The following is a 19,829-nucleotide window of genomic DNA, read 5'->3' on the forward strand; positions in this document are numbered from 1 at the left end:
CGCCGCGTTTGTCTCAATCGGCCGGCGGATAGGAATGCTCGCCGCCACGATAATCGGTGACGGAATAACATCCGTCGCCTGTCGCCCGCATCGCGCTTCCACTGATGACGGCCTTGCCGTGACCGCCGGGGATATCGAGGATGTAGGCCGGCTGGCAGAGACCGGAAATCCGCCCGCGCAGCGCCTCGACGATCTCCTGCCCCTCCTCGATCGTCACTCTGAAATGACTGGTGCCGGGCGCCAGATCCGGATGATGCAGATAATAGGGTTTGACGCGGATTTCGACGAAGGCCTTCATCAGCTTCGCCAGCACGTCGGGATCGTCATTGACACCCTTAAGCAGCACCGACTGGCTGACCATGGCGATGCCGGCATCAACGAGACGGGCGCAAGCGGCCCGCGCTTCCGGCGTCAGTTCGCGGACATGGTTGGCATGCAGCGCGACATAGACCGTCTTGCCGCTCGCCTTCAGCGCGCCAATCAGCGCCGCATCGATCTTCTCGGGGTCGACGACCGGAACACGCGTGTGGAACCTGATGATCTTCACATGCGCGATCCCGGCAAGCGCCTCCATGATCTCGCCGAGCCGGCGCGGAGAAAGCACCAGCGGATCGCCGCCGGTGAGGATGACCTCCCAGATCTCCTCGTGACCGCGGATATAATCGAAAGCTGCCCGCATCGCCGCCGCATCGAGCGTGCCGAGGCCCTGCGGCCCCACCATTTCGCGCCGGAAGCAGAAGCGGCAATAGACCGGGCAGACATGCACGGCCTTGAGCAAGACACGATCGGGATAGCGGTGAACGATGCCTTCGACGGGGCTGTGGGCATGATCGCCGATCGGATCGGCGCGTTCTTCCGGGGCGATCGTGAGTTCGGCCGCATCGGGCACGAATTGCCGAGCGATCGGATCATCGGGGTCGGCTCGATCGATGAGCTTGCTGATCGCAGGCGTCAGCGCAACCGCGTAACGCGCCGCCACCTCCTCGAGCGCTACGCGATCGGCAGGCGCGACCAGCCCTGCTTTCACAAGATCGTCGACGCTCTTGATCGGTTTGACGACATTCATCGTCCGTACTCCGCCACCGGCGCCCAAAGCACCTGGTCGATGTGTGATGCTCCCGTCGCCAGCATCACCAGCCGGTCGAAGCCGAGCGCGATACCGCTTGCCTCGGGCATCAGCGATAGCGCGGCGAGGAAATCCTCGTCGATAGGATAGGTCTCGCCGTAGACCCGCGCCTTCTCGGCCATCTCGATCTCGAACCGTCGCCGCTGTTCGGCAGCATTGGTGAGTTCGCCGAAGCCGTTCGCAAGCTCGACGCCGCAGGCATAGAGCTCGAAACGCTCGGCAACCCTCGCGTCGCGTGCCGAGGGACGGGCAAGGGCCGCCTCCGAGACCGGATATTCGTCGAGAATGGTGATGCGGCCGAAACCGAGATGCGGCTCGATCTTTTCGACCAGCACCCGGCTGAAGAGATCGGCCCAGCCGTCGTCATCGGCAACACGCATGCCGACGCGCTTCGTCTCGGCCGCCAGATGGTCGCGGTCAGTCGAACCGTCGGCGGCGACCGAGGCGAGAAGATCGATGCCGGCATGACGTTGGAACGCTTCGGCAACGCTGATCCGCTCCGGCCCGGCAAAAGGGTCGCTCTCGCCGCCGCGATAGGCAAGCTTCCCGGTCTTCACCGTTTCCGCCGCCAGCGCCAGGATCCGCACGCAATCCATCATCAGACTCTCGTAGCTTTCGCCGGCCCGATACCATTCGAGCATGGTGAACTCAGGATGATGCAGCGGCCCGCGCTCGCGGTTGCGATAGACATGGGCGAAACACGAGATGCGCTCCTCGCCCGCCGTAAGCAGCTTCTTGCAGGCAAATTCCGGCGAGGTGTGCAGGTAGAACGGCGCCTTTTGCCCATCCGTCGTCAGTGCTTCCGTGGCGAAGGCATGCAGATGCGCCTCATTGCCGGGAGAGACCTGCAGCACCGCCGTATCCACCTCGATGAAATCCTCGCGCGCGAAAAACCCGCGCAACGCCGCCTGGATCGCATTGCGTCCGATCAGGAACGGACGGCGGTCGGCATGCACGGACGGGGTCCACCAGGGGGACGCTTTCGCCGAAGAGTTCATTCCAAGCTTTCTTGGCCGGAGAAGCCGGTATTGGGGGGTGGCTATTTCCCGGATTTTAGGTTAGTTGCGCCCCAAAGAAAAACATTTGCGTCTTCGGGGCGTCTCGACAGTCATCTACGACGCCGAAAGCCGAGTTACAAGGAAGTCTTATGGTCAAGGTCATCGCCTCTTCGGTCCGCAAGGGCAACGTTCTCGATGTCGACGGCAAGCTCTACGTCGTTCTCACCGCCCAGAACTTTCATCCGGGCAAGGGCACGCCGGTCACCCAGGTCGACATGCGCCGCATCGTCGACGGCGTGAAGGTTTCCGAGCGTTGGCGCACCACCGAACAGGTCGAGCGCGCCTTCGTCGAAGACGTCTCCTTCCAGTTTCTCTATGAAGACGGCGAAGGCTTCCACTTCATGAACCCGGCGAGCTACGATCAGGTCGTCGTCGATGTCGCCACAATGGGTGACGACAAGGCTTATCTGCAGGAAGGCATGTCCTGCATCCTCTCGATGCATGAAGGTATTGCGCTGGCGCTCCAACTGCCGCGCCACGTCACGCTCGAAATCATGGAGACGGAACCGGTCGTCAAGGGCCAGACGGCATCGTCCTCCTACAAGCCGGCGATTTTGTCGAACGGCGTGCGCGCCATGGTGCCGCCGCACATCAATGCCGGCACCCGCGTCGTCATCGCCACGGAAGACAATTCCTACGTCGAACGCGCCAAGGACTGATCCTAGTTTCAGCCTATCGAAGAGGCCGGCTCGCGCCGGCCTTTTTTGTATCCGCCGCCACACTATTCGGCATCGTGCTCTAGAGATGCGGGTTGCGCGGACGGTATTTCTTGACGAGCTTCTGGTTGATCTCGGCGGCACCCGGCATGTTGGCGCTGAGATAAATTGGCGCATCGCCCGATTTCGAAAGCTCCGAGGCGACTTCGGCGAAGATCGCATTGATGACGGTCACCCCGACGGCCGTCGAGACTGGCCCAACCCGGAGCCCCGTGCCTTCGAGATCGACAACGGCGTCACCCGGCGGCAGCCCGTTGTCGAGCACCACATCGGCCACGTCGGCAAGCCGCCGGCGGCCATTGGCGATCGCTGAGGAATAGGCGATCGACGTGATGGCAATCACCTTTGCGCCGATTTCGCGCGCATAGTCGGCGGCCTCGATCGGCGCGGCGTTCACGCCCGAATTGGAGGCGATGATGATGACATCGCCCGGCTGCATCCCGTAACGCTCCAGCATCGGCCGCACCAGGCCTTGCGTGCGCTCATAAACCGAACTGATGACCGCGCCCTCATGCAACATGGCCGAGCCGACGAGCACCGGCACGGTGAAGGCGAGCCCGCCGGCACGATAGTGCACCTCTTCCGCCAGCATATGCGAATGGCCGGTGCCGAAGACATAGACACGCTTGTCGCCTCGGGCAGCATCGAGGATGACGGCTGCTGCCTGCGCCATCGGCTGGGCAAGCGTCTGCTTCAGTTCCTCCAGCCGGCCGATGAGGTTGGAGAAATAGGCATCGGTAATGTCGGTCATCCCACTTCTCCTTGATTTTAGGCCGCTTCGCCGCTGAGCCAGGTGGCGGTGACGGCAAGCGCATCGGTGAGATGCACGAGATCGGCACGCGCGCCCGGCGAGAGATGGCCGCGATCGGCAAGCCTGAGAAACCGCGCGGGATAAAGGGTCGCCATGCGCAAGGCCTCGGCGAGCGTCAGGTCGAGATAGGTGACGCCGTAACGGATCGTCGAGATCATGTCGACATCGGAACCGGCCAGCGTGCCGTCGGACAGCACCAGCTTCGAGCAAAAGCCGCCCCTTTCACGCCGGACGGTGCGCCCGTTCAGCGTGAACGAATCCTTCTCCGACCCGACGAGCGACATCGCGTCGGTGACGAAGAACAGCTTGCCTTCGCCGCGTTTGGCGCGGAGCGCTGTGCGCAAGGCCTTCGGATCTACGTGATGGCCATCGGCGATGATGCCGCACCAGGTTGAGGGATGATCGATTGCCGCGCCGACAAGACCGGGCGCACGGTGTCCCAGCTGGCTCATGGCGTTGAAGAGATGCGTGACGCCCCGCGCGCCGGCATCGAAACGGTCTTCCGCCGCCTCGCTCGAACAATCGGAATGGCCGATGCTGACGGTGACGCCGGCTTCCGCAAGTTCGCGCACCTGGGCAACCGTCACCTGCTCGGCGGCCATGGTGACCAGCAGCGTGCCGATCGCCTCGCGCGCCCGGATGAAAGCCTTGACGTCGCGGTCCTCCACCGGCCGCATCAGTTCGGCCAGATGCGCGCCCTTCCTCGCAGGCGCCAAGTGCGGACCTTCGAGATGCAGACCGGCGACGCCGCGGTTCATTTTCACTGCCTCCTTGGCCGCCTCGATCGCGGCAATGGAGGCCTCTGATGTATCGGTGATCAGCGTTGGCAGCAGCGACGTCGTACCATAGGGCCGGTGCCCGCCGGCGATAATGTCCATCGAGGCGGCGGAAGGCTCGTCGTTCAGCATCCGCCCGGCGCCGCCATTGACCTGCGCATCGATGAAGCCGGCCGACAGAACACCACCGGCAAGCGTCACCACTTCGCCGTCCGGCAGATCGTTTCTCGCGACGATCGCTTCGACGCGGCCGCCGGCAACGATGAGGGCTTTGTCGTCATGGAAGTGCTCGCCGTCGAAGATGCGGGCGCCGAGGAAGATCTTGCGGACCATCAGACCGTCTCCGTCACCTTGAGCAGGTTTGCCGGCTTGTCGGGATCAAAGCCTTTGCGGCGCGTCACCGACTCGATCAGCCGGTAATAGACGAGCAGCGACACCAGCGGATCGACGAGGCCGTTGCCCGTCGTCGGCGCGCGCAGATGGACACCGGAGAGCGGCTGCGTCGAGAAGCCGACGGTGGTGGCGCCGAGTTTCTGCAGGCGTTCCAGCGCTTGGACATTGTTGGCGAAGGCCGCATCGTCGGGCGCAAAGGCGACGATCGGGAAGCCCGGCTGCACCAGACGCATCGGACCATGCATCAGTTCCGCCAGCGAGAAGGCCTCGGCATGCAGGCCGGAGGTTTCCTTGGCCTTCAACGCCGCTTCGAGCGCGATCGCGAAAGCCGGGCCGCGGCCGGCCGTATAAAGCGAGGTCGCGTTGAAGAGCACCTCCTCGGCTGCCGCCGTGTCGATCCCGGCGGTCGCCGACAGTGCCTCCGGCAGCTTGCCGAGCGCAGCCGCCAAATCGGACGCACTGCCGATCGCAGCCGTTACCCCGGAAAGGGCTGCAACCGAGGCGATGAAGGATTTTGTCGCCGCGACACTCTTTTCCGCGCCGGCATTGAGACCGAGAACAATATCGGCCTGCTTCGCAAGTGGGCTGTCGGTGACGTTGACGACGGCGATCGTCGTCGCTCCGCCCTTCTTCGCCGCATCCTGCAGCGCGACGATGTCGGGGCTGGCACCCGACTGCGAGACGGTGAAATGGACACCGCCCTTCAGATGCAGCGCCGCACCATAGACGGAAGCGATCGACGGGCCGACCGAGGCGACCGGAACGCCGCAGGTGATCTCGAAGAGATATTTGAAAAAAGTGGCAGCGTGGTCCGAGGAGCCGCGCGCCGCCGTCGTCACCACGCTCGGGCGGGCGGACGAAAACAGCCGGGCGATCTCGGCAAAGACCGGTTTTTCCTTTTCGAGCAGCATGGCCACCACCTCGGGCGATTGGCCGGCTTCCTGCAGCATCAGTGACTGGTTGTCATTCATAGGTCATCTCCGATTCTCAATTCGGCAACGAAATCATAGGCGTCGCCGCGATAATGCGAGCGGGTGTATTCGACGACGCGCTGGTCTTCCAGGCGCGAGACACGTTCGATCAGAAGCGCCGGCGCGCCTGATTTGACGTTCAGGATCGCCGCGGAGGACGGGTCGAGCGTGACCGCCGTCAGCCGCTGCAGCGCGCGGACGGGCCTGTGACCGCTGGCCGTCAACGCATCGTAAAGCGATCCCTCGCCGCCGGCATCGTGCCCCAGGAACTTGATCGGCACCACGGCGCGTTCGATCGCCAGCGGCAGGCCATCGGCAAGGCGCAAGCGGTCGAGTCTCAGCACCGGCTCGTCACCGCCGAGGCCGAGCAGGAAGGATTCCTCCGGCGACGGCGTATTGACCGCCCGCGACAATATCCGTGCGGCCGGCAGACGCCCGCGCGAGCGCATGTCGGCGGAGAAGGAGGAAAGCCGCCACAGCGACTGTTCCATGCGCTCCACCCTGCTCGATACGAAAGTACCGCTTCCATGGCGCGCTTCCAGTGCACCGGATGCCATCAGATCGCGATAGGCGGTGCGCACGGTGACACGGCCGAGCTTCAGAGCCTCGGCAAGGTCGCGCTCGCCCGGCAGCGCCGTGCCGGGCTTCAGTAGCCCTTCCTGAATGAGGCCAGTCAGCGTCTGCGCCAGCCGCTTGTAAAGCGGCCCGGTCAGTGCCTCGTCACGCAGGCCGCGGCTGTTCAGTTCCGCTATCAGACTGGTTCTATCCATGGGCACACAATAGAACCTATATAGAACCAATCGGCAAGTCGGAATCGAGCATGGAATCAAAAAACCCTCGCCGGGCGGACCGGCAAGGGTTTCATAGCGCTCAAATTTGACAGTCGTGCGTCCGCAGCGCCGCGCGTTTAGAAACGCGCCGGCGCTGGAGGATGCTCAGTTCTTGGTGAAGATATAATCCGTCTCCTGACGCAGCACTTCGCCGGGGCGCAGAACCGCATTCGGAAAACCTTGGTGGTTGATGGCATCCGGCCAGACCTGCGTCTCCAGGCAGAAGCCGGCGAACGGACCGTATTTGCGCCCGCCGATGCCCGGAGCCCCGGTGTCAAGCTTGAAGCCGGCATAGAACTGCACGCCTGGCTCGGTGCTGCGCACTTCCAGCGACACGCCGGAATAGAGGCTGCGGGCAAGCGCGACGCTCCGCTTGGCGGTGCGCTCGGCGGACAGGCAGAAATTATGATCGTAGGACACTTGTTCGCTGCCGACGAAACGCTTCATCGGCGCCATCTCGCGGAAATCGAATTCCGTGCCCTCGACGGGACGGATTTCACCGGTCGGCACCTGCTTCTCATCGGTCGGCAGATAGTGATCGGCGGCTATCATGATGTCATGGCCAAGCGCATCTTCGCGGCCGTCGAGATTGAAATAGGCGTGCTGGCAGACATTGGCGAGCGTCGGCTGGTCGCTGGTCGATTCGTAGGTGATCGACAGTTCACCATTGCCATGCACCCGGAAAGTCGCCTGGATGGTGCAATTGCCGGGATAGCCGGCGCGGCCATCGGGATCGACGATCTTCAGTACTACGCGGTCGACGTCATGCTCGACGATCGTCCAGTTGCGTTTGGCGATATTGTCGCTGCCGCCATGCAGATGCGTCACGCCGTTTTCATTCAGTTCGAGCTGATAGTCCTTGTCGTCAAGCGTGAACCTGCCGCCGCCGACGCGGTTGGCGCAGCGGCCGGGCGTCGCGCCGAAATAGGATGAATAGAGGGGGTAGCTGTCGAAATCGTCGAAGCCGAGCTGCAGCGGCGCGTCATGTCCCTCGAGACGCAGATCCTGGATGACCGCGCCCCAGCTCAGGATCTTGGCCGTCAGCCCGCCCCCCTTGATCTCGACCCGATAGACGGTCTCACCCGCCTTCGTCTGCCCGAAAACGTCCCGCTCCAACTTATCCGACATGATCGTCCGTCCATTCTATCTCTGCTGCAAATTCCGCAATTCGGAATCGATTTGGGGAATTTGCAGCGATTCAAAGTGTGCATTGCACGTCCGACGAAGACGCGCGGCGTGGTAGGGTTCAGGACAGGAACCTGCCCGGATTTGCTTCGATCCGCAACCGGCGGATCAGAAAGAAAAGCCGCAGCAGCAATGCGGCGGAACCAGCTCGCGGCGCGCTCGGCAACGGTCAGAGGTCGGTGCCGATCTCTTCCACATCAAAGGGTGTCGTCTGGTAGATTTCGTTGATCCAGTTGCCGAACAAAAGATGCGCATGGCTGCGCCAGCGGTTCTGCGGCGCAAGCGCCGGATCGTTATGCGGAAAGTAATTGTGCGGCATCTTGATCGGCACCCCGGCATTGACGTCGCGGAAATACTCGTCGGAAAGCGAGGTGGAATCATATTCGACATGGTTGAACATGTAGAGCCGCCGGCCTCTCTTCTCGTGCACGAGGCAGACGCCCATTTCGCTCGACTCCATCAGGATCTCCAGGCTTTCGGATTTCTCGATATCGGCGCGGCGCACTTCGGTCCAGCGCGACACCGGCACTTCGAAATTGTCGGAAAAGCCGTTGAGATAGATCGAGGAAGGTTTCAGATTCCGGTGGCGGTAGACGCCGAAGGCCTTCTCTTTCAGCTCGTATTTCGGAACGCCGTGAAAATGATAGACCGCCGCCATCGCGCCCCAGCAGACGTTCATCGTCGAATGGACATTCGTTTCCGTCCAGTCGAGAATCTCCCGCATCTCCGCCCAATAGGTGACGTCCTCATAGGGCAAAAGCTCGATCGGTGCCCCGGTGATGATGAAGCCGTCGAACTTGCGGTGCTTTACTTCTTCCCAGGTCTGGTAGAAGGCAAGCAGATGGTCCTCGGACGTATTCTTCGCCTTGTGGCCGCCGATACGGACAAGCGACAGCTCCACCTGCAGCGGCGAGGCGCCGACGAGGCGGGCCATCTGCAGTTCGGTCTTGATCTTGTTCGGCATGAGATTGAGCAGCCCGATCTGCAACGGTCGGATATCCTGACGGATCGCCAACGTCTCGGTCATCACCCGCACACCCTCCTGAACCAGGGTTTCGAAGGCGGGCAGCGTATCGGGGATCTTGATGGGCATTGCGGTCACTCGATCAAAAACAAAAAACCGGCGGCGACAAAAATCGCTACCGGTCCGCACGCGGCCCTTTAGCGACTTTTTTAACGTGGCTGCAAGCCGGCCGGCCAAATCACCACGGAGGCCTTAATTAGACCCAGTCTGATTGCGAATCAACTGGCGAAAACATGCAGGAGAAACTCATGCAAGCATCATCACACTTTAATGACTGATAGAATCTGTTGATAGACCGGTAACGCCACCATGTTATTTATAGGGGCATGGGCGATTTGGAAAAGCGTAATGGCAGATAAGATCGAGAGGAAGCCGGGCATCGGAAGGCAGGATAGGGTAGGGTATGATTTAAGCCTGACATATCGCCTCGGCGTCATGTTCTCAGCATTCTGGAATTCGGAAGTGCGTGGCAAGGTGCTGTTTCTGGCCACCGTGCTGATCCTCGTCATCCTGGCGACGTCCTACGGCCAGGTCATCCTGAACGAGTGGAATGCTCCTTTCTACGACTCGCTGGAGCGCCGCGACCTCGGCGAATTCTTCCACCAGCTCGAAATCTTCGCGATGATCGCCGGCACGCTGCTGCTGCTCAACGTGCTGCAGGCCTGGCTGAATCAGATGACGGCGCTCTATATGCGCGAAGGTTTGTCGCGCGACCTGGTCGACCAGTGGCTGAAGCGCAAGCGAGCGCTGCGGCTCGCCTCCAGCGGCCTGATCGGCGTCAATCCGGACCAGCGTCTGCACGAGGATTCCCGCAACCTTGCCGAAAGCACGACGGGATTGGTTCTCGGCCTGCTGCAGTCTACCATTCTTCTGGTGAGCTTCATCGGCGTGCTCTGGGAGCTTTCGAGCGGCTTCATCTTCCGCATCAGCGGCCATAGCTTCTCCATTCCAGGCTACATGGTCTGGGCAGCGATTTTCTATGCCGCTTCCGCCTCGGTGCTGAGCCAGGTGGTCGGCCGCAAGCTGGTGAAGCTCAATGCCGACCGTTTTTCGAAAGAAGCCGAGCTTCGCTTCACGCTGATGCATGCCAATGAGAACATGCCGGCAATTACCGTTGCCCGCGGCGAGGAGAACGAGCGTCGGCGCATCAACACCGATATCAGCTCGGTCCTGACAGTCGTCAAGCGGCTTGCTATGGCCAATACCAATCTCACCTGGGTTTCGGCCGGCTATGGCTGGCTGGTGATCGTCATTCCGATCATCGTTGCCGCCCCCGCCTATTTCTCCGGCGGACTCACCCTCGGCCAGCTGATGATGTCCGTCGGTGCCTTCAACCAGGTCAACACGGCGCTGCGCTGGTATGTGTCCAATTTCGGCCCGATCGCCGAATGGCGCGCCACGCTGATGCGCGTCACCGATTTCCGCCAGGCGCTGGTCGAGATGGAAGAGGACTTCGACCTGAAGGACAGCATCGCCTATGAAAACGCCGCGCCCGACACGCTGACGCTGAAGGACGTGGTGATCGTCGCCAAGATCGGTGAAGACATCGAGGAATGCGGCGGTTTCCGTCTGCGTGAAACCAATGTCGTGATCAAAGCCGGCGAAAAAATCATGATCAACGGCGATCACAGCGTCAATCGCAAGCTGCTCTTCCAGGCGATGGCCGGCCTCTGGCCGTGCGGCAGCGGCACGATAGGCCTGCCGCCGATCGACGACATGCTCTTCGTTCCCCAGCTCGCCTATGTCCCCGGTGGCTCACTGCGCGAGGCGCTGGCCTTTCCCGAACGTCCCGAAGCCTACGAGAAAGCCGACGTCGAGGCGGCCCTCGACAAGGTTGGTCTGCATTCGCTGATCGCAAGGCTCGAAACCCGCGCCCGCTGGGACAAGCTGCTCGACAGCGACCAGCAGAAAGCGATCGGATTTGCCCGGCTGCTTCTCGTGCGCCCGCGCTGGATCATCTTCGACGAAGTGCTGGAAGGCATGGAGCCGGAATTGCAGGAAACAATGGCCAAACTGCTCACCTCGATGCCCGAAAGCGGCATGATCTATATCGGCCGCTCCGAGGCCTATCTCGAGGCGCTGAAGCCGCGCGTGCTGCATCTGCAGGCGCTGCCGTCAGCATCCGAGGAGCCGCCTGCCGTCCAGACCGGCGCCAGCGCCAGTGCGGGCGCTGCCGCCGTGCCCGCGCCGGCGCTTTAATGCATGCCGTCCAAAAATGTGGAGCGGTTTTGGGATGTCGGCATGCATAAGACGAGGATTTGAGCCGCTGGTCACATCGGCGGTATGACGCCGTTGAGGCCGACGGCGATCTGGCTGGCCGAGATGCTGCCATCCGCCGCCTTCTCGCCGGTGACGACGACGCCGGCACCGGCCTTCATATCATCCTTGGTCGCAGGCGCCAACGTCACGATCGGCGTGCCATCGGCAATCGTGATGGTCTTTTCCTTGCCCTGATAGGTCAGCGTGATCGTGTGGCCGTCGACGGACTTGACGGCGTTGCTGACAGTCGCGTTGGTCATCTGGCTGTTCGGCTGCGCATCCCAGGGACGGTTGCCCTCACCGGTTCCCTTCATCGACGCCGGAAAGATCAGCACCTCGATCGCCCCGTCCGGGCCCGTGCCCTTCGGAAGCGAAGCGACGCCGACGAAATCGCCGGGTTTGATATCCTCGACCGAAGCTTTTTTGATGCCGCCGACCTTCCAGCCGGGTTTCAGCGCGACCGTCGCATCGCTGCCTTCGCGCGTCTTGACGACGAGCGTATCGCCGCTGAGGCTTTCTATGGCGCCGCGAACACGAATGCGCTGGGCATCCTGCGCCTGTGCAGCTTGCGACAGGGCAAGCGCCATGAGGCTGCCGGCGACAAACGCCGTGAGAATTCCGGAATAAGGCTTGCGAGACATATGACTTTTCCTTGTCGCCATTGCGATCGGCAATATCCCCGGCTGCCGGACGGCACCTTATGCCGCCGGGCGACACACTGACGAATCAAGGAAAAGTGAGCCTCCAGCCTCGAGAAAATCTCACCCTTCCAGCTCTTCCCGCAGCATTTCGAGCGCCAGCCACTCCTCTTCCATGTCAGTCAGGCTGCCGCGCAGTTTTTCCATCTCGCCGGCAAGCCGGTTGAAAGCTGCGGGATCGCGCGTGAAAAGATTGGGATCTGCCATCACCTGTTCGCGCTTTGCGATTTCCGCTTCGGCCTTCGCCATTTCCTTTGGCAGGTTTTCCAGTGCGAATTTCTGCTTGAAGGAGAGCTTGACCTTCGAGCTGCTTGAAGCTGTTGCTTGCTGGGTCTTCGGCTTCTCCGCCGCCTTCTCGGCCCTCTTACGCTCCTCGAGCGCGCCCTTGCGCTGTACAAGCATGTCCGAGTAGCCGCCGGCATATTCGATCCAGCGACCATCAGGCGCATCCGGCACAGCGGGTGCGATCGTCGAGGTCACGGTGCGGTCGAGGAAATCGCGGTCGTGGCTGACGAGAATGACGGTGCCGGGAAAGCCGGCGACAATCTCCTGCAGGAGATCGAGCGTTTCGATATCGAGATCGTTGGTCGGCTCGTCGAGGATCAAGAGGTTCGTCGGGCGCGAAAGGATGCGCGCCAGCATCAGCCGGGCGCGTTCGCCGCCGGAGAGGTTTCTGATCGGCGTACGCGCTTGTTCCGGCTGGAACAGAAATTCCTTCATGTAGCCGGTGACATGGCGCTGCTCGCCGTTTACGAGCAGGTTTTCGCCGCGCCCATCCGTCAGATAGTTGGCAAGCGTATCCTCGGGGTCGAGATCCTCGCGTTTCTGGTCGAGCGTCGCGATCTCCAGATTGGTGCCGAGCTTGACGATGCCGCTATCGGGTGAAAGCTGCCCGGTCAGCATCTTCAGCAGCGTCGTCTTGCCGGCGCCGTTCGGTCCGACGAGACCAATGCAGTCGCCGCGATGCACGCGTATCGAAAACGGCGTGACGATAGCCCGCTCACCGAAGCTCTTGGTGATCTTGTCGGCCTCGATCACCAGCTTGCCGGATTCCTGCGCGTCCGAAACCGTCGCCTGCACCGTGCCCTGCGGTCCCTTGTGGCCGCGATAGTTCGAGCGCATCGTCTGCAACTCGCCGAGACGGCGCATGTTACGCTTGCGCCGCGCCGTGACGCCGTAGCGCAGCCAGTGCTCCTCGCGCTCGATCGACTTGCCGAGCTTGTGCTGTTCCAGTTCCTCGGCCTCCAGCACCCGGTCGCGCCAGGCTTCGAAATGCGCAAAGCCTCTCTCGAGCCGGCGCGAGGTGCCGCGGTCGAGCCAGACGGTTGCCGTCGAGACCTTTTCGAGGAAACGCCGGTCGTGCGAGATCAGCACCAAGGCGCTGCGCGTCTTTTGCAGCTCGCCTTCCAGCCATTCGATGGTCGGCAGGTCAAGATGGTTGGTCGGTTCGTCGAGCAGAAGAATGTCCGGTTCCGGTGCCATAACCCGGGCAAGGGCTGCGCGCCGTGATTCGCCACCGGACAGCATTTTGGGGTCTTCATCGCCGCTCAGCCCGAGATGCGACAGCAGATAGGTGACACGATAGGGGTCATCGCCTGGCCCGAGGCCGGCCTCGGCATAGGCCTGCACCGTGTTGAAGCCGGCAAAATCCGGCGCCTGTTCGAGATAACGCACCGTCGAGGACGGATGGCGGAAGAGCTCGCCGGACTGCGCCTCGACCAGGCCGGCGGCAATCTTCAGCAGCGTCGATTTCCCCGAGCCGTTACGCCCGACGAGACAGATTTTGTCACCGGGCTCGATCTGCAGGCCAGCACCGGCCAGAAGCGGTGCGCCGCCAAAGCTCAGGAAGATATCGTCGAGTTTCAGAATGGGAGGGGCCAAAAATCAGACTCCGGAAAGATCATAGGGCCGGGCGAGCACGATTGCCCGGCCGCTGCGGAGCGAAAAGCGAACCTTGCCTTCCGCAACATTGGAAATGGTGCGCGACGAGCCGAAAGGCAGATGGAAATCCGTGAGCGGATAACGCGCATTTTCGAGGGAAAGCCCTCTCAGCTCGCTGAATCCGGGCACGGAAAACAGGCTGCCTTTGGGAAGGTCCAGTTCGATCGTACCGGCAACCAGCGGCACGGCCTCTTCCTTGCCCGAGGTCAGCAGCAGGTCGAAACCCTCTTCCGCCAGGCTGACGGCCGACAACAGGTGTTGAAGCGCGTGGTCGGAGCGTTCACCGCCGAGCGCACCGGCCAGGATGAGCCGCCGCGCGCCCCGCGCGATTGCTTCCGCCACGGCGATTTCGCCGTCCGTCGCCGCCTTCGCGGCCGGATAAGGCTGTTTCGGCACATCGGGAAATGCACCCGCGAGATCATCAGGCGTCGAATCGAAATCGCCGACCCAGAGCTCCGGCGTAATACCGAGTGCTGCCGCATGCCGCATGCCGCCATCGGCCGCAATAAAGCGGCTGTTTTCGATGGCATCGCGCAGGCGCTCCGTCAGGCTGAGTTCGCCGCCAAGGAGAATGGTGAAGGTGGATTGGCTCATGGGCATTGCCCTTAGCGCAAACGAGGGGTCGAGGGGAAGGGCCGGCGAACGCCGGCGTCTGCCTCAGCCCGGCATATCCTTGTCGCGCGACAGGAAAACCGCCTCGTAGCCGCCGATGAAGCGCTCGAAAAGCGCTGCGAAGCGCTCGACATCCTCCTGTCGCCAGTCGGAAACGATCTCGGAAATGATCGCAAGCTTCTGCGCGACGATCTCGGCAAGCAGGTCCTGGCCAACCTCGGTCATGACGACGACGATCCGCCGCGCATCGGCCTGCGAGGCCTCGCGGCGCAGCACGTTGCGCCCGACCATGTCGGCCACCACCCGGCTTGCCCGTGACGGATCGATGCGCAGCATCTCCGCGATCATGCCGACCGTGACCTCGCCGGCAGGCTGCGCCCTGCGCACGGCATCGAGCACGTCGAGATGCGAAAGCTCGAGGCCCGGTGCAGCACTCTGGATCGCCAGGCGGCCGATCAGCCGCCGCCCGGTCATCAGCCGCATGCGCGCCATGCTCCGGCCGATACGCGGCACGTTTTCACGATCCGGCTCGGCCGGCTCCACAGAAGGGGTCTTGGTCAGAACGTCGCTCATCACAGGACCATAACAGAGCCGATTCAAAAATTGAATATGCCGATGTCATTAATGTGCCATTGACAACTATATGCTGTTAGCACATAAAAGCACATCAACCCGGAACGATGCCTCCCATGGACATGCAACTCGCGCCTGCGCCGCTCGTGACGGATCCTCGTCGTCGGCTTATCCTCTTCTTCTTCCTGATGACCGCCATGTTCATGGCGACGCTTGATAATCAGATCGTCTCCACGGCGCTGCCGACGATCATCGGCGAATTCGGCCATCTCGAGCGCTTCGGCTGGATCGGCTCGGCCTATCTCCTGTCGCTGAGCGCCGTCATGCCGGTCTACGGCAAGCTCGGCGACCTGTTCGGCCGAAAATACGTGATGATGACGGCGATCATGATCTTCACCGTCGGATCGACAGTCTGCGGCCTTGCGGTCTCGATGAATACGCTGATCGCCGCCCGCGTGCTGCAGGGTCTTGGCGGCGGCGGCATCATGGTGTCGATCTTCGCCGTCAACGCCGACCTGTTCGAGCCGCGCGAGCGGGCGCGCTACCAAAGCTATTCCAGCCTTGTGCTGATGGCATCGGGCGCGATCGGCCCGGTGCTCGGCGGTACGATGAGCGATCTCTTCGGCTGGCGCTCGATCTTCCTCGTCAACGTGCCGATCGGCTTCATCGTGCTCACCGGCCTTGCCTTCATGCTGCCGTACCGCAAACCGCATCGTCGCCCCAAGATCGATTATGCCGGTGCGCTCCTGCTTGCCATGACGACGACAAGCATCGTGCTTGCCACCGACAGCAGCGAATTGTTCGGCGCATTGATCTCGCCGGAGAGTATCGGCATCGTCGCCTTCGGCGTCGTCTGCGCCGTCACCTGGGTGTTCGTCGAGCGCCGCGCGCCGGAACCGATCGTTCCCCTGCAGCTGTTTCGCAATTCGACCTTCAGCCTGCTCCTGGTGATCTCGATCATGGGCGGCGCCATCGCCATCGGCATGGTCAATTATCTCGCCCTCTTTCTGCAGACAACGACCGGCCTTTCGCCGTCTGCCGCCGGCCTGCTCTTCATCCTTCTGACCGGCGGCCTCGTCTGCGGGTCGCTTTCCGCAGGCCGCATCATCTCGAAGACGGGGCGCTACAAGCCCTTCGCCATCGCCAGCCTCACCTGCAGCGCCATCGCCTTTGCGCTGATGTCGCAGATCCACGCCGGAACGCCGATCGCCTTCATCGGCGCGGTCATGATGCTGCACGGCATCGGCATCGGCCTTGCCCAGCAGGTTCCCGTCATCGGCGTACAGAATGCAGCACCCGCCCGCGACGTCGGCGCCGCCACCGGCTCGGTGACGCTGTCGCGCATGGGCGGCGCCTCGATCGCCATTTCCATCTATGGCGCCATCATCGCCTCTGAGCTCGGCAAGGTCGGCGTCTCCATTCCTGGCGTCGCCGATATCAAGCAGCTGACGCCGAAAATGATGGCCGCCCTTCCCGAAGCGAGCCGCCAAGCGGTCGCCGATACCTATGCCGCCGCATTCTCGCCGCTCTTCATGACCTCCTGCGCCATTGCGCTGATCGGCCTTGCCGCCGCCATCATGCTGAAACCCGTGCAACTGCCCCGTGCCGGCGAGACGATAAAGCCGCAACCGGCGACGGCGGAAGCTGCCGAATAGTGGAATCGTCACGCGAGAGAATGCTTTATCAGGAGGCGTCCTCTCTCGACGTGCATACATCAAAGGTTGCGATTTTCTCGCAAGACTGTCGCTATCGAGCCGGTTGCTTCAATCGGGCCGTTCTTTTTCCGCACCGCCGACGAATCTCGGCTTTGTGACGGAACTTTCGCCATAATTTCATCCGAGCGAAGGGAAGCCTTAATGCCTGAGGCTTGCTAAAATGCAACGGCGCCACATTTAAACAGAGTCTCGCTATGCAACCGATGCGTAAATCAGCTACAGCAACGACTTGTATTGGCCGATTGTGCAGCGCGAGATCAGGGGTGCGCACCTGTTGAATTCCCCTTGCCACGGTCGGTCCGAATCTGCGGCAAACCGGCAAAACAGCGACATGATGCGGAGAAACAGACTGGACAGCTTGACGACGTGGAAATCCCCCGCGCTTTCCAGTGATGCCATTTCCGCGCCGCGGCGCTTCGCGCGTCGCATGATGCTGCTTTCGGCCGTCGCAATGGCGCTGAATGGCTGCCAAACGCTGATCGACCAATCCTATCAGCCGAGTGTTTCGCCGTCTTCCAATCCACAGATCGTCGACGAGGTGCAGAAAAACGACCCGCGCGCGGCGATGGGCGCCCGCGAGCATCCGCGCATCGTGGCAAGCTACGGCGGCGAATACAAGGACGCCAAAACCGAGCGCCTCGTCGCCCGCATCGCCGGCGCGCTGACGGCGGTGTCGGAAAATCCGAGCCAGTCCTACCGCATCACCATCCTGAATTCGCCGGCGATCAACGCCTTTGCGCTGCCGGGCGGTTATCTCTACGTCACCCGCGGCCTGCTCGCCCTTGCCAACGACGCTTCGGAAGTTGCCGCCGTGCTGTCGCACGAAATGGGCCATGTGACGGCGAACCACGGCATCGAGCGGCAGAAGCGCGAAGAGGCTGAGGTTATCGCCAGCCGCGTCGTCGCCGAAGTCCTTTCCAGCGACATCGCCGGCAAGCAGGCGCTTGCCCGCGGCAAGCTGCGGCTCGCCGCCTTCTCCCGCCAGCAGGAGCTGCAGGCCGATGTCATCGGTGTGCGCATGCTCGGTGAAGCTGGCTATGATCCCTATGCCGCTGCCCGTTTCCTCGATTCGATGGCGGCTTACAGTCGCTTCATGTCGGTTGATCCCGAAGCCGACCAGAGCCTCGACTTCCTGTCGAGCCATCCGAATTCGGCTCAGCGCATAGAGCTCGCCCGCACCCACGCCCGCGCCTTCGGCCAGGAAGGCTCGGTCGGCGACAAGGGCCGCGATTATTATCTCGACGGCATAGACGGACTGCTCTACGGCGACAGCCCGGAAGAAGGCTATGTGCGCGGCCAGACCTTCCTGCATGGCGGCCTCGGCATCCGCTTCGACGTGCCGCCGGATTTCCACATCGACAACAAGGTCGAGGCGGTGATGGCCACCGGTCCGAACGACATCGCCGTCCGCTTCGACGGCGTCGCCGACAATCAGAACCAGAGCCTCACCAACTATATCTCCAGCGGGTGGGTAACCGGCCTCGACCCGTCGACCATCCAACCGATCACCATCAACGGCATGGAAGCAGCCACCGCGCGCGCCAGCGCCGACCGCTGGGATTTCGATGTCACCGTGATCCGCAACAATTCGCAGATCTTCCGTTTCCTGACCGCCGTGCCGAAAGGCAGCGGCGCCCTTGAGCCAACGGCGAATGTGCTGCGCGCGAGTTTCCGCCGCATGACGCCGGCAGAGGCCGCCTCGCTGAAACCGCTGCGCATCCGCGTCGTCACCGTCCGGCCGGGTGAGAACATCTCGACGCTCGCCGCCCGCATGATGGGCACAGACCGCAAGCTCGATCTCTTCAAGCTCATCAATGCCCTGCCCACGGGTGCAGCCGTTTCTATAGGCGATCGCGTCAAGATCATCGCCGAATAAAAAAGGCCCGGCTAGCGCCGGGCCAGTCTGTGCTGCTGGAAGGGATAAAACATCTCGCGCAAAATTGTGCGGCGGTTTTGCGACAACGAGCTAAATCGGCGACGCGCTTTCGGTTCAGGCGTAGGCCGCCATATGCGGATCGGCGCTGACGAGCGCGCTGCGAAGCTTCTCCATCGCTCGGCTTTCGATCTGACGCACGCGCTCCTTGGAAATACCGAGATCGGCACCGAGCTCTTCGAGCGTGGCACCGTCTTCCGCCAGACGCCGGGCGCTGATGATCTTCATCTCGCGTTCGTTGAGATGTTTCAGCGCCGAGGCGAGCCAGACGCGGCGGCGCTCGCCGTCGATCATGTTGGACACCTGCTCGTCCGGCAGGGGATCGTCGCTGACGAGGAAGTCCATCTTTTCCGCGCTCTCGGCATCGCCGGAGACCGAAGGCGCCTGCAGCGAGGCGTCGTTGCCGGAAAGCCTAGCATCCATCGTCTGTACATCCGAGAGGCTGACGCCGAGGGCCGCGGCGATTTCCTGGTGAATGGATTGCAGCGTCAGCTGCGTGTCTCCCTTGGCGAGCTTGGCGCGCAGACGGCGCAGATTGAAGAACAGCGCTTTTTGCGCCGAACTCGTACCGCCGCGCACGATCGACCAGTTGCGCAGGATATAATCCTGGATAGATGCCCTGATCCACCAACTTGCATAGGTGGAAAAGCGCACGTCGCGTTCCGGCTCGAAGCGGGCGGCGGCCTCGAGCAGACCGACATAGCCCTCCTGGACCAGATCGCTCATCGGCAGACCGAAATTGCGGAACTTGCCGGCCATGGATATGACGAGGCGCATATGGGCCATGGCAATCTGGTTGCGCGCGCCGCGGTCGTCATGATCCTTCCAGCGGGTGGCGAGATCGTGCTCTTCCTGACGGGCGAGATAAGGCGCGGCCATCGCGATTTTGATCATGCGCCGATCTGCAGACATGTTCTTCATTTCGATCTCCCGAAACAGGCCTCTCGCCCTGAAATGAACAATAAAACTCTTCTCCCGGAACATCGCTGTCCGGATTGAATGGAGTTCTGAATGCATAAAAGCCCCGCCCCTGGACTTTTCAGGGGGAGGCCCTATTTTTCATCATGTGCCGGTAAGACGGCTGGGCAGGACCTGTTTTTTCACCTTGCCGGATGGGCAATATAGAAAAGGCATGATCCGCTCCTCATCGAACATTGACGGAATAGCAGTTCGCCCGTGAGGCCATTGCCCGACGAGCAGTCCGCAAT

Annotated in this window: 17 protein-coding genes and 1 riboswitch; of the genes, 4 read left to right on the forward strand and 13 right to left on the reverse strand. The window is 62.1% G+C overall.

What is annotated here, in order from left to right; all coding sequences use genetic code 11:
* Nucleotides 1-13: 13 nt before the first annotated feature.
* Both AC25BC_RS20895 and epmA read right to left on the reverse strand, forming a co-directional pair.
* Nucleotides 14-1,066: a lysine-2,3-aminomutase-like protein gene (locus AC25BC_RS20895; RefSeq protein WP_012759418.1), complete on the reverse strand. Its 1,053-nt coding sequence runs from the start codon at nt 1,064-1,066 to the stop codon at nt 14-16.
* On the reverse strand, nt 1,063-2,124 hold the full coding sequence (gene epmA / locus AC25BC_RS20900) for an EF-P lysine aminoacylase EpmA (protein WP_012759419.1): 1,062 nt from the start codon (nt 2,122-2,124) through the stop codon (nt 1,063-1,065). Before epmA ends, AC25BC_RS20895 begins: the two co-directional genes overlap by 4 nt.
* A gap of 149 nt (nt 2,125-2,273) precedes the next feature.
* Here epmA and efp point away from each other — a divergent pair, with 149 nt between their 5' ends.
* Complete coding sequence (gene efp / locus AC25BC_RS20905) at nt 2,274-2,843, forward strand: elongation factor P (protein ID WP_012759420.1); 570 nt, start codon at nt 2,274-2,276, stop codon at nt 2,841-2,843.
* A gap of 79 nt (nt 2,844-2,922) precedes the next feature.
* Here the strand turns inward: efp and AC25BC_RS20910 are convergent, their stop codons facing one another.
* The 6 genes from AC25BC_RS20910 to metA form a co-directional block, all read right to left on the reverse strand.
* Nucleotides 2,923-3,651, reverse strand: coding sequence for an SIS domain-containing protein (locus AC25BC_RS20910; protein ID WP_012759421.1), 729 nt, complete (start codon nt 3,649-3,651; stop codon nt 2,923-2,925).
* A 17-nt stretch (nt 3,652-3,668) separates the two neighbouring features.
* Nucleotides 3,669-4,820, reverse strand: coding sequence for an N-acetylglucosamine-6-phosphate deacetylase (gene nagA, locus AC25BC_RS20915; protein ID WP_012759422.1), 1,152 nt, complete (start codon nt 4,818-4,820; stop codon nt 3,669-3,671).
* Nucleotides 4,820-5,851: an SIS domain-containing protein gene (locus AC25BC_RS20920; RefSeq protein ID WP_012759423.1), complete on the reverse strand. Its 1,032-nt coding sequence runs from the start codon at nt 5,849-5,851 to the stop codon at nt 4,820-4,822. The genes nagA and AC25BC_RS20920 overlap by 1 nt, the downstream gene beginning before the upstream one ends.
* The gene (locus AC25BC_RS20925) at nt 5,848-6,621 is read right to left on the reverse strand and encodes a GntR family transcriptional regulator (protein WP_128438339.1); all 774 of its coding nucleotides are present in this window, start codon (nt 6,619-6,621) and stop codon (nt 5,848-5,850) included. Before AC25BC_RS20925 ends, AC25BC_RS20920 begins: the two co-directional genes overlap by 4 nt.
* A 165-nt stretch (nt 6,622-6,786) precedes the next feature.
* On the reverse strand, nt 6,787-7,809 hold the full coding sequence (locus tag AC25BC_RS20930) for an aldose epimerase family protein (protein ID WP_113546726.1): 1,023 nt from the start codon (nt 7,807-7,809) through the stop codon (nt 6,787-6,789).
* 226 nt (nt 7,810-8,035) lie between these two features.
* Nucleotides 8,036-8,959 carry a homoserine O-acetyltransferase MetA gene (gene metA, locus AC25BC_RS20935; RefSeq protein ID WP_017995493.1) on the reverse strand — a complete coding sequence of 308 codons (924 nt, stop codon included), beginning with the start codon at nt 8,957-8,959 and terminating at the stop codon, nt 8,036-8,038.
* A 48-nt stretch (nt 8,960-9,007) separates the two neighbouring features.
* Nucleotides 9,008-9,085: riboswitch (SAM riboswitch) on the reverse strand.
* A 114-nt stretch (nt 9,086-9,199) separates the two neighbouring features.
* Here metA and AC25BC_RS20940 point away from each other — a divergent pair.
* Entirely contained in the window at nt 9,200-11,089 is a 1,890-nt protein-coding gene (locus tag AC25BC_RS20940; RefSeq protein WP_206641106.1) for an ABC transporter ATP-binding protein/permease, read from the forward strand.
* A gap of 71 nt (nt 11,090-11,160) precedes the next feature.
* On the opposite strand, the gene AC25BC_RS20945 is transcribed toward AC25BC_RS20940, so the two are convergent.
* The 4 genes from AC25BC_RS20945 to AC25BC_RS20960 all read right to left on the reverse strand — a co-directional run bounded on the left by AC25BC_RS20945 (nt 11,161) and on the right by AC25BC_RS20960 (nt 14,973).
* Complete coding sequence (locus tag AC25BC_RS20945) at nt 11,161-11,790, reverse strand: hypothetical protein (RefSeq protein ID WP_032996483.1); 630 nt, start codon at nt 11,788-11,790, stop codon at nt 11,161-11,163.
* A 120-nt stretch (nt 11,791-11,910) separates the two neighbouring features.
* Nucleotides 11,911-13,728 carry an ABC-F family ATP-binding cassette domain-containing protein gene (locus tag AC25BC_RS20950; RefSeq protein WP_113546724.1) on the reverse strand — a complete coding sequence of 606 codons (1,818 nt, stop codon included), beginning with the start codon at nt 13,726-13,728 and terminating at the stop codon, nt 11,911-11,913.
* Nucleotides 13,729-13,731: 3 nt separating this feature from the next.
* Nucleotides 13,732-14,388, reverse strand: coding sequence for a thiamine diphosphokinase (locus tag AC25BC_RS20955; RefSeq protein WP_017995497.1), 657 nt, complete (start codon nt 14,386-14,388; stop codon nt 13,732-13,734).
* A gap of 57 nt (nt 14,389-14,445) precedes the next feature.
* Complete coding sequence (locus AC25BC_RS20960; protein WP_012759429.1) at nt 14,446-14,973, reverse strand: MarR family winged helix-turn-helix transcriptional regulator; 528 nt, start codon at nt 14,971-14,973, stop codon at nt 14,446-14,448.
* A gap of 116 nt (nt 14,974-15,089) precedes the next feature.
* On the opposite strand from AC25BC_RS20960, the gene AC25BC_RS20965 reads away from it, so the two are divergent.
* Together AC25BC_RS20965 and AC25BC_RS20970 are read left to right on the forward strand one after the other, a co-directional pair.
* The gene (locus AC25BC_RS20965) at nt 15,090-16,628 is read left to right on the forward strand and encodes an MDR family MFS transporter (protein ID WP_113546723.1); all 1,539 of its coding nucleotides are present in this window, start codon (nt 15,090-15,092) and stop codon (nt 16,626-16,628) included.
* Between the two features lie 391 nt (nt 16,629-17,019).
* Nucleotides 17,020-18,564 carry a M48 family metalloprotease gene (locus tag AC25BC_RS20970; RefSeq protein WP_041935596.1) on the forward strand — a complete coding sequence of 515 codons (1,545 nt, stop codon included), beginning with the start codon at nt 17,020-17,022 and terminating at the stop codon, nt 18,562-18,564.
* A gap of 114 nt (nt 18,565-18,678) precedes the next feature.
* Here the strand turns inward: AC25BC_RS20970 and AC25BC_RS20975 are convergent, their stop codons facing one another.
* Nucleotides 18,679-19,542: an RNA polymerase factor sigma-32 gene (locus AC25BC_RS20975; RefSeq protein WP_012759432.1), complete on the reverse strand. Its 864-nt coding sequence runs from the start codon at nt 19,540-19,542 to the stop codon at nt 18,679-18,681.
* Between the last annotated feature and the right edge of the window lie 287 nt (nt 19,543-19,829).

The organism is Rhizobium sp. WSM409 (genome assembly GCF_057653825.1).

Coding starts and splice junctions, on each gene's coding strand:
- AC25BC_RS20895 (WP_012759418.1), bottom strand. CDS start 1,066: ATGAATGTCGTCAAACCGATCAAGAGCGTCGACGATCTTGTGAAAGCA.
- epmA (WP_012759419.1), bottom strand. CDS start 2,124: ATGAACTCTTCGGCGAAAGCGTCCCCCTGGTGGACCCCGTCCGTGCAT.
- efp (WP_012759420.1), top strand. CDS start 2,274: ATGGTCAAGGTCATCGCCTCTTCGGTCCGCAAGGGCAACGTTCTCGAT.
- AC25BC_RS20910 (WP_012759421.1), bottom strand. CDS start 3,651: ATGACCGACATTACCGATGCCTATTTCTCCAACCTCATCGGCCGGCTG.
- nagA (WP_012759422.1), bottom strand. CDS start 4,820: ATGGTCCGCAAGATCTTCCTCGGCGCCCGCATCTTCGACGGCGAGCAC.
- AC25BC_RS20920 (WP_012759423.1), bottom strand. CDS start 5,851: ATGAATGACAACCAGTCACTGATGCTGCAGGAAGCCGGCCAATCGCCC.
- AC25BC_RS20925 (WP_128438339.1), bottom strand. CDS start 6,621: ATGGATAGAACCAGTCTGATAGCGGAACTGAACAGCCGCGGCCTGCGT.
- AC25BC_RS20930 (WP_113546726.1), bottom strand. CDS start 7,809: ATGTCGGATAAGTTGGAGCGGGACGTTTTCGGGCAGACGAAGGCGGGT.
- metA (WP_017995493.1), bottom strand. CDS start 8,959: ATGCCCATCAAGATCCCCGATACGCTGCCCGCCTTCGAAACCCTGGTT.
- AC25BC_RS20940 (WP_206641106.1), top strand. CDS start 9,200: ATGTTATTTATAGGGGCATGGGCGATTTGGAAAAGCGTAATGGCAGAT.
- AC25BC_RS20945 (WP_032996483.1), bottom strand. CDS start 11,790: ATGTCTCGCAAGCCTTATTCCGGAATTCTCACGGCGTTTGTCGCCGGC.
- AC25BC_RS20955 (WP_017995497.1), bottom strand. CDS start 14,388: ATGCCCATGAGCCAATCCACCTTCACCATTCTCCTTGGCGGCGAACTC.
- AC25BC_RS20960 (WP_012759429.1), bottom strand. CDS start 14,973: ATGAGCGACGTTCTGACCAAGACCCCTTCTGTGGAGCCGGCCGAGCCG.
- AC25BC_RS20965 (WP_113546723.1), top strand. CDS start 15,090: ATGGACATGCAACTCGCGCCTGCGCCGCTCGTGACGGATCCTCGTCGT.
- AC25BC_RS20970 (WP_041935596.1), top strand. CDS start 17,020: ATGATGCGGAGAAACAGACTGGACAGCTTGACGACGTGGAAATCCCCC.
- AC25BC_RS20975 (WP_012759432.1), bottom strand. CDS start 19,542: ATGAAGAACATGTCTGCAGATCGGCGCATGATCAAAATCGCGATGGCC.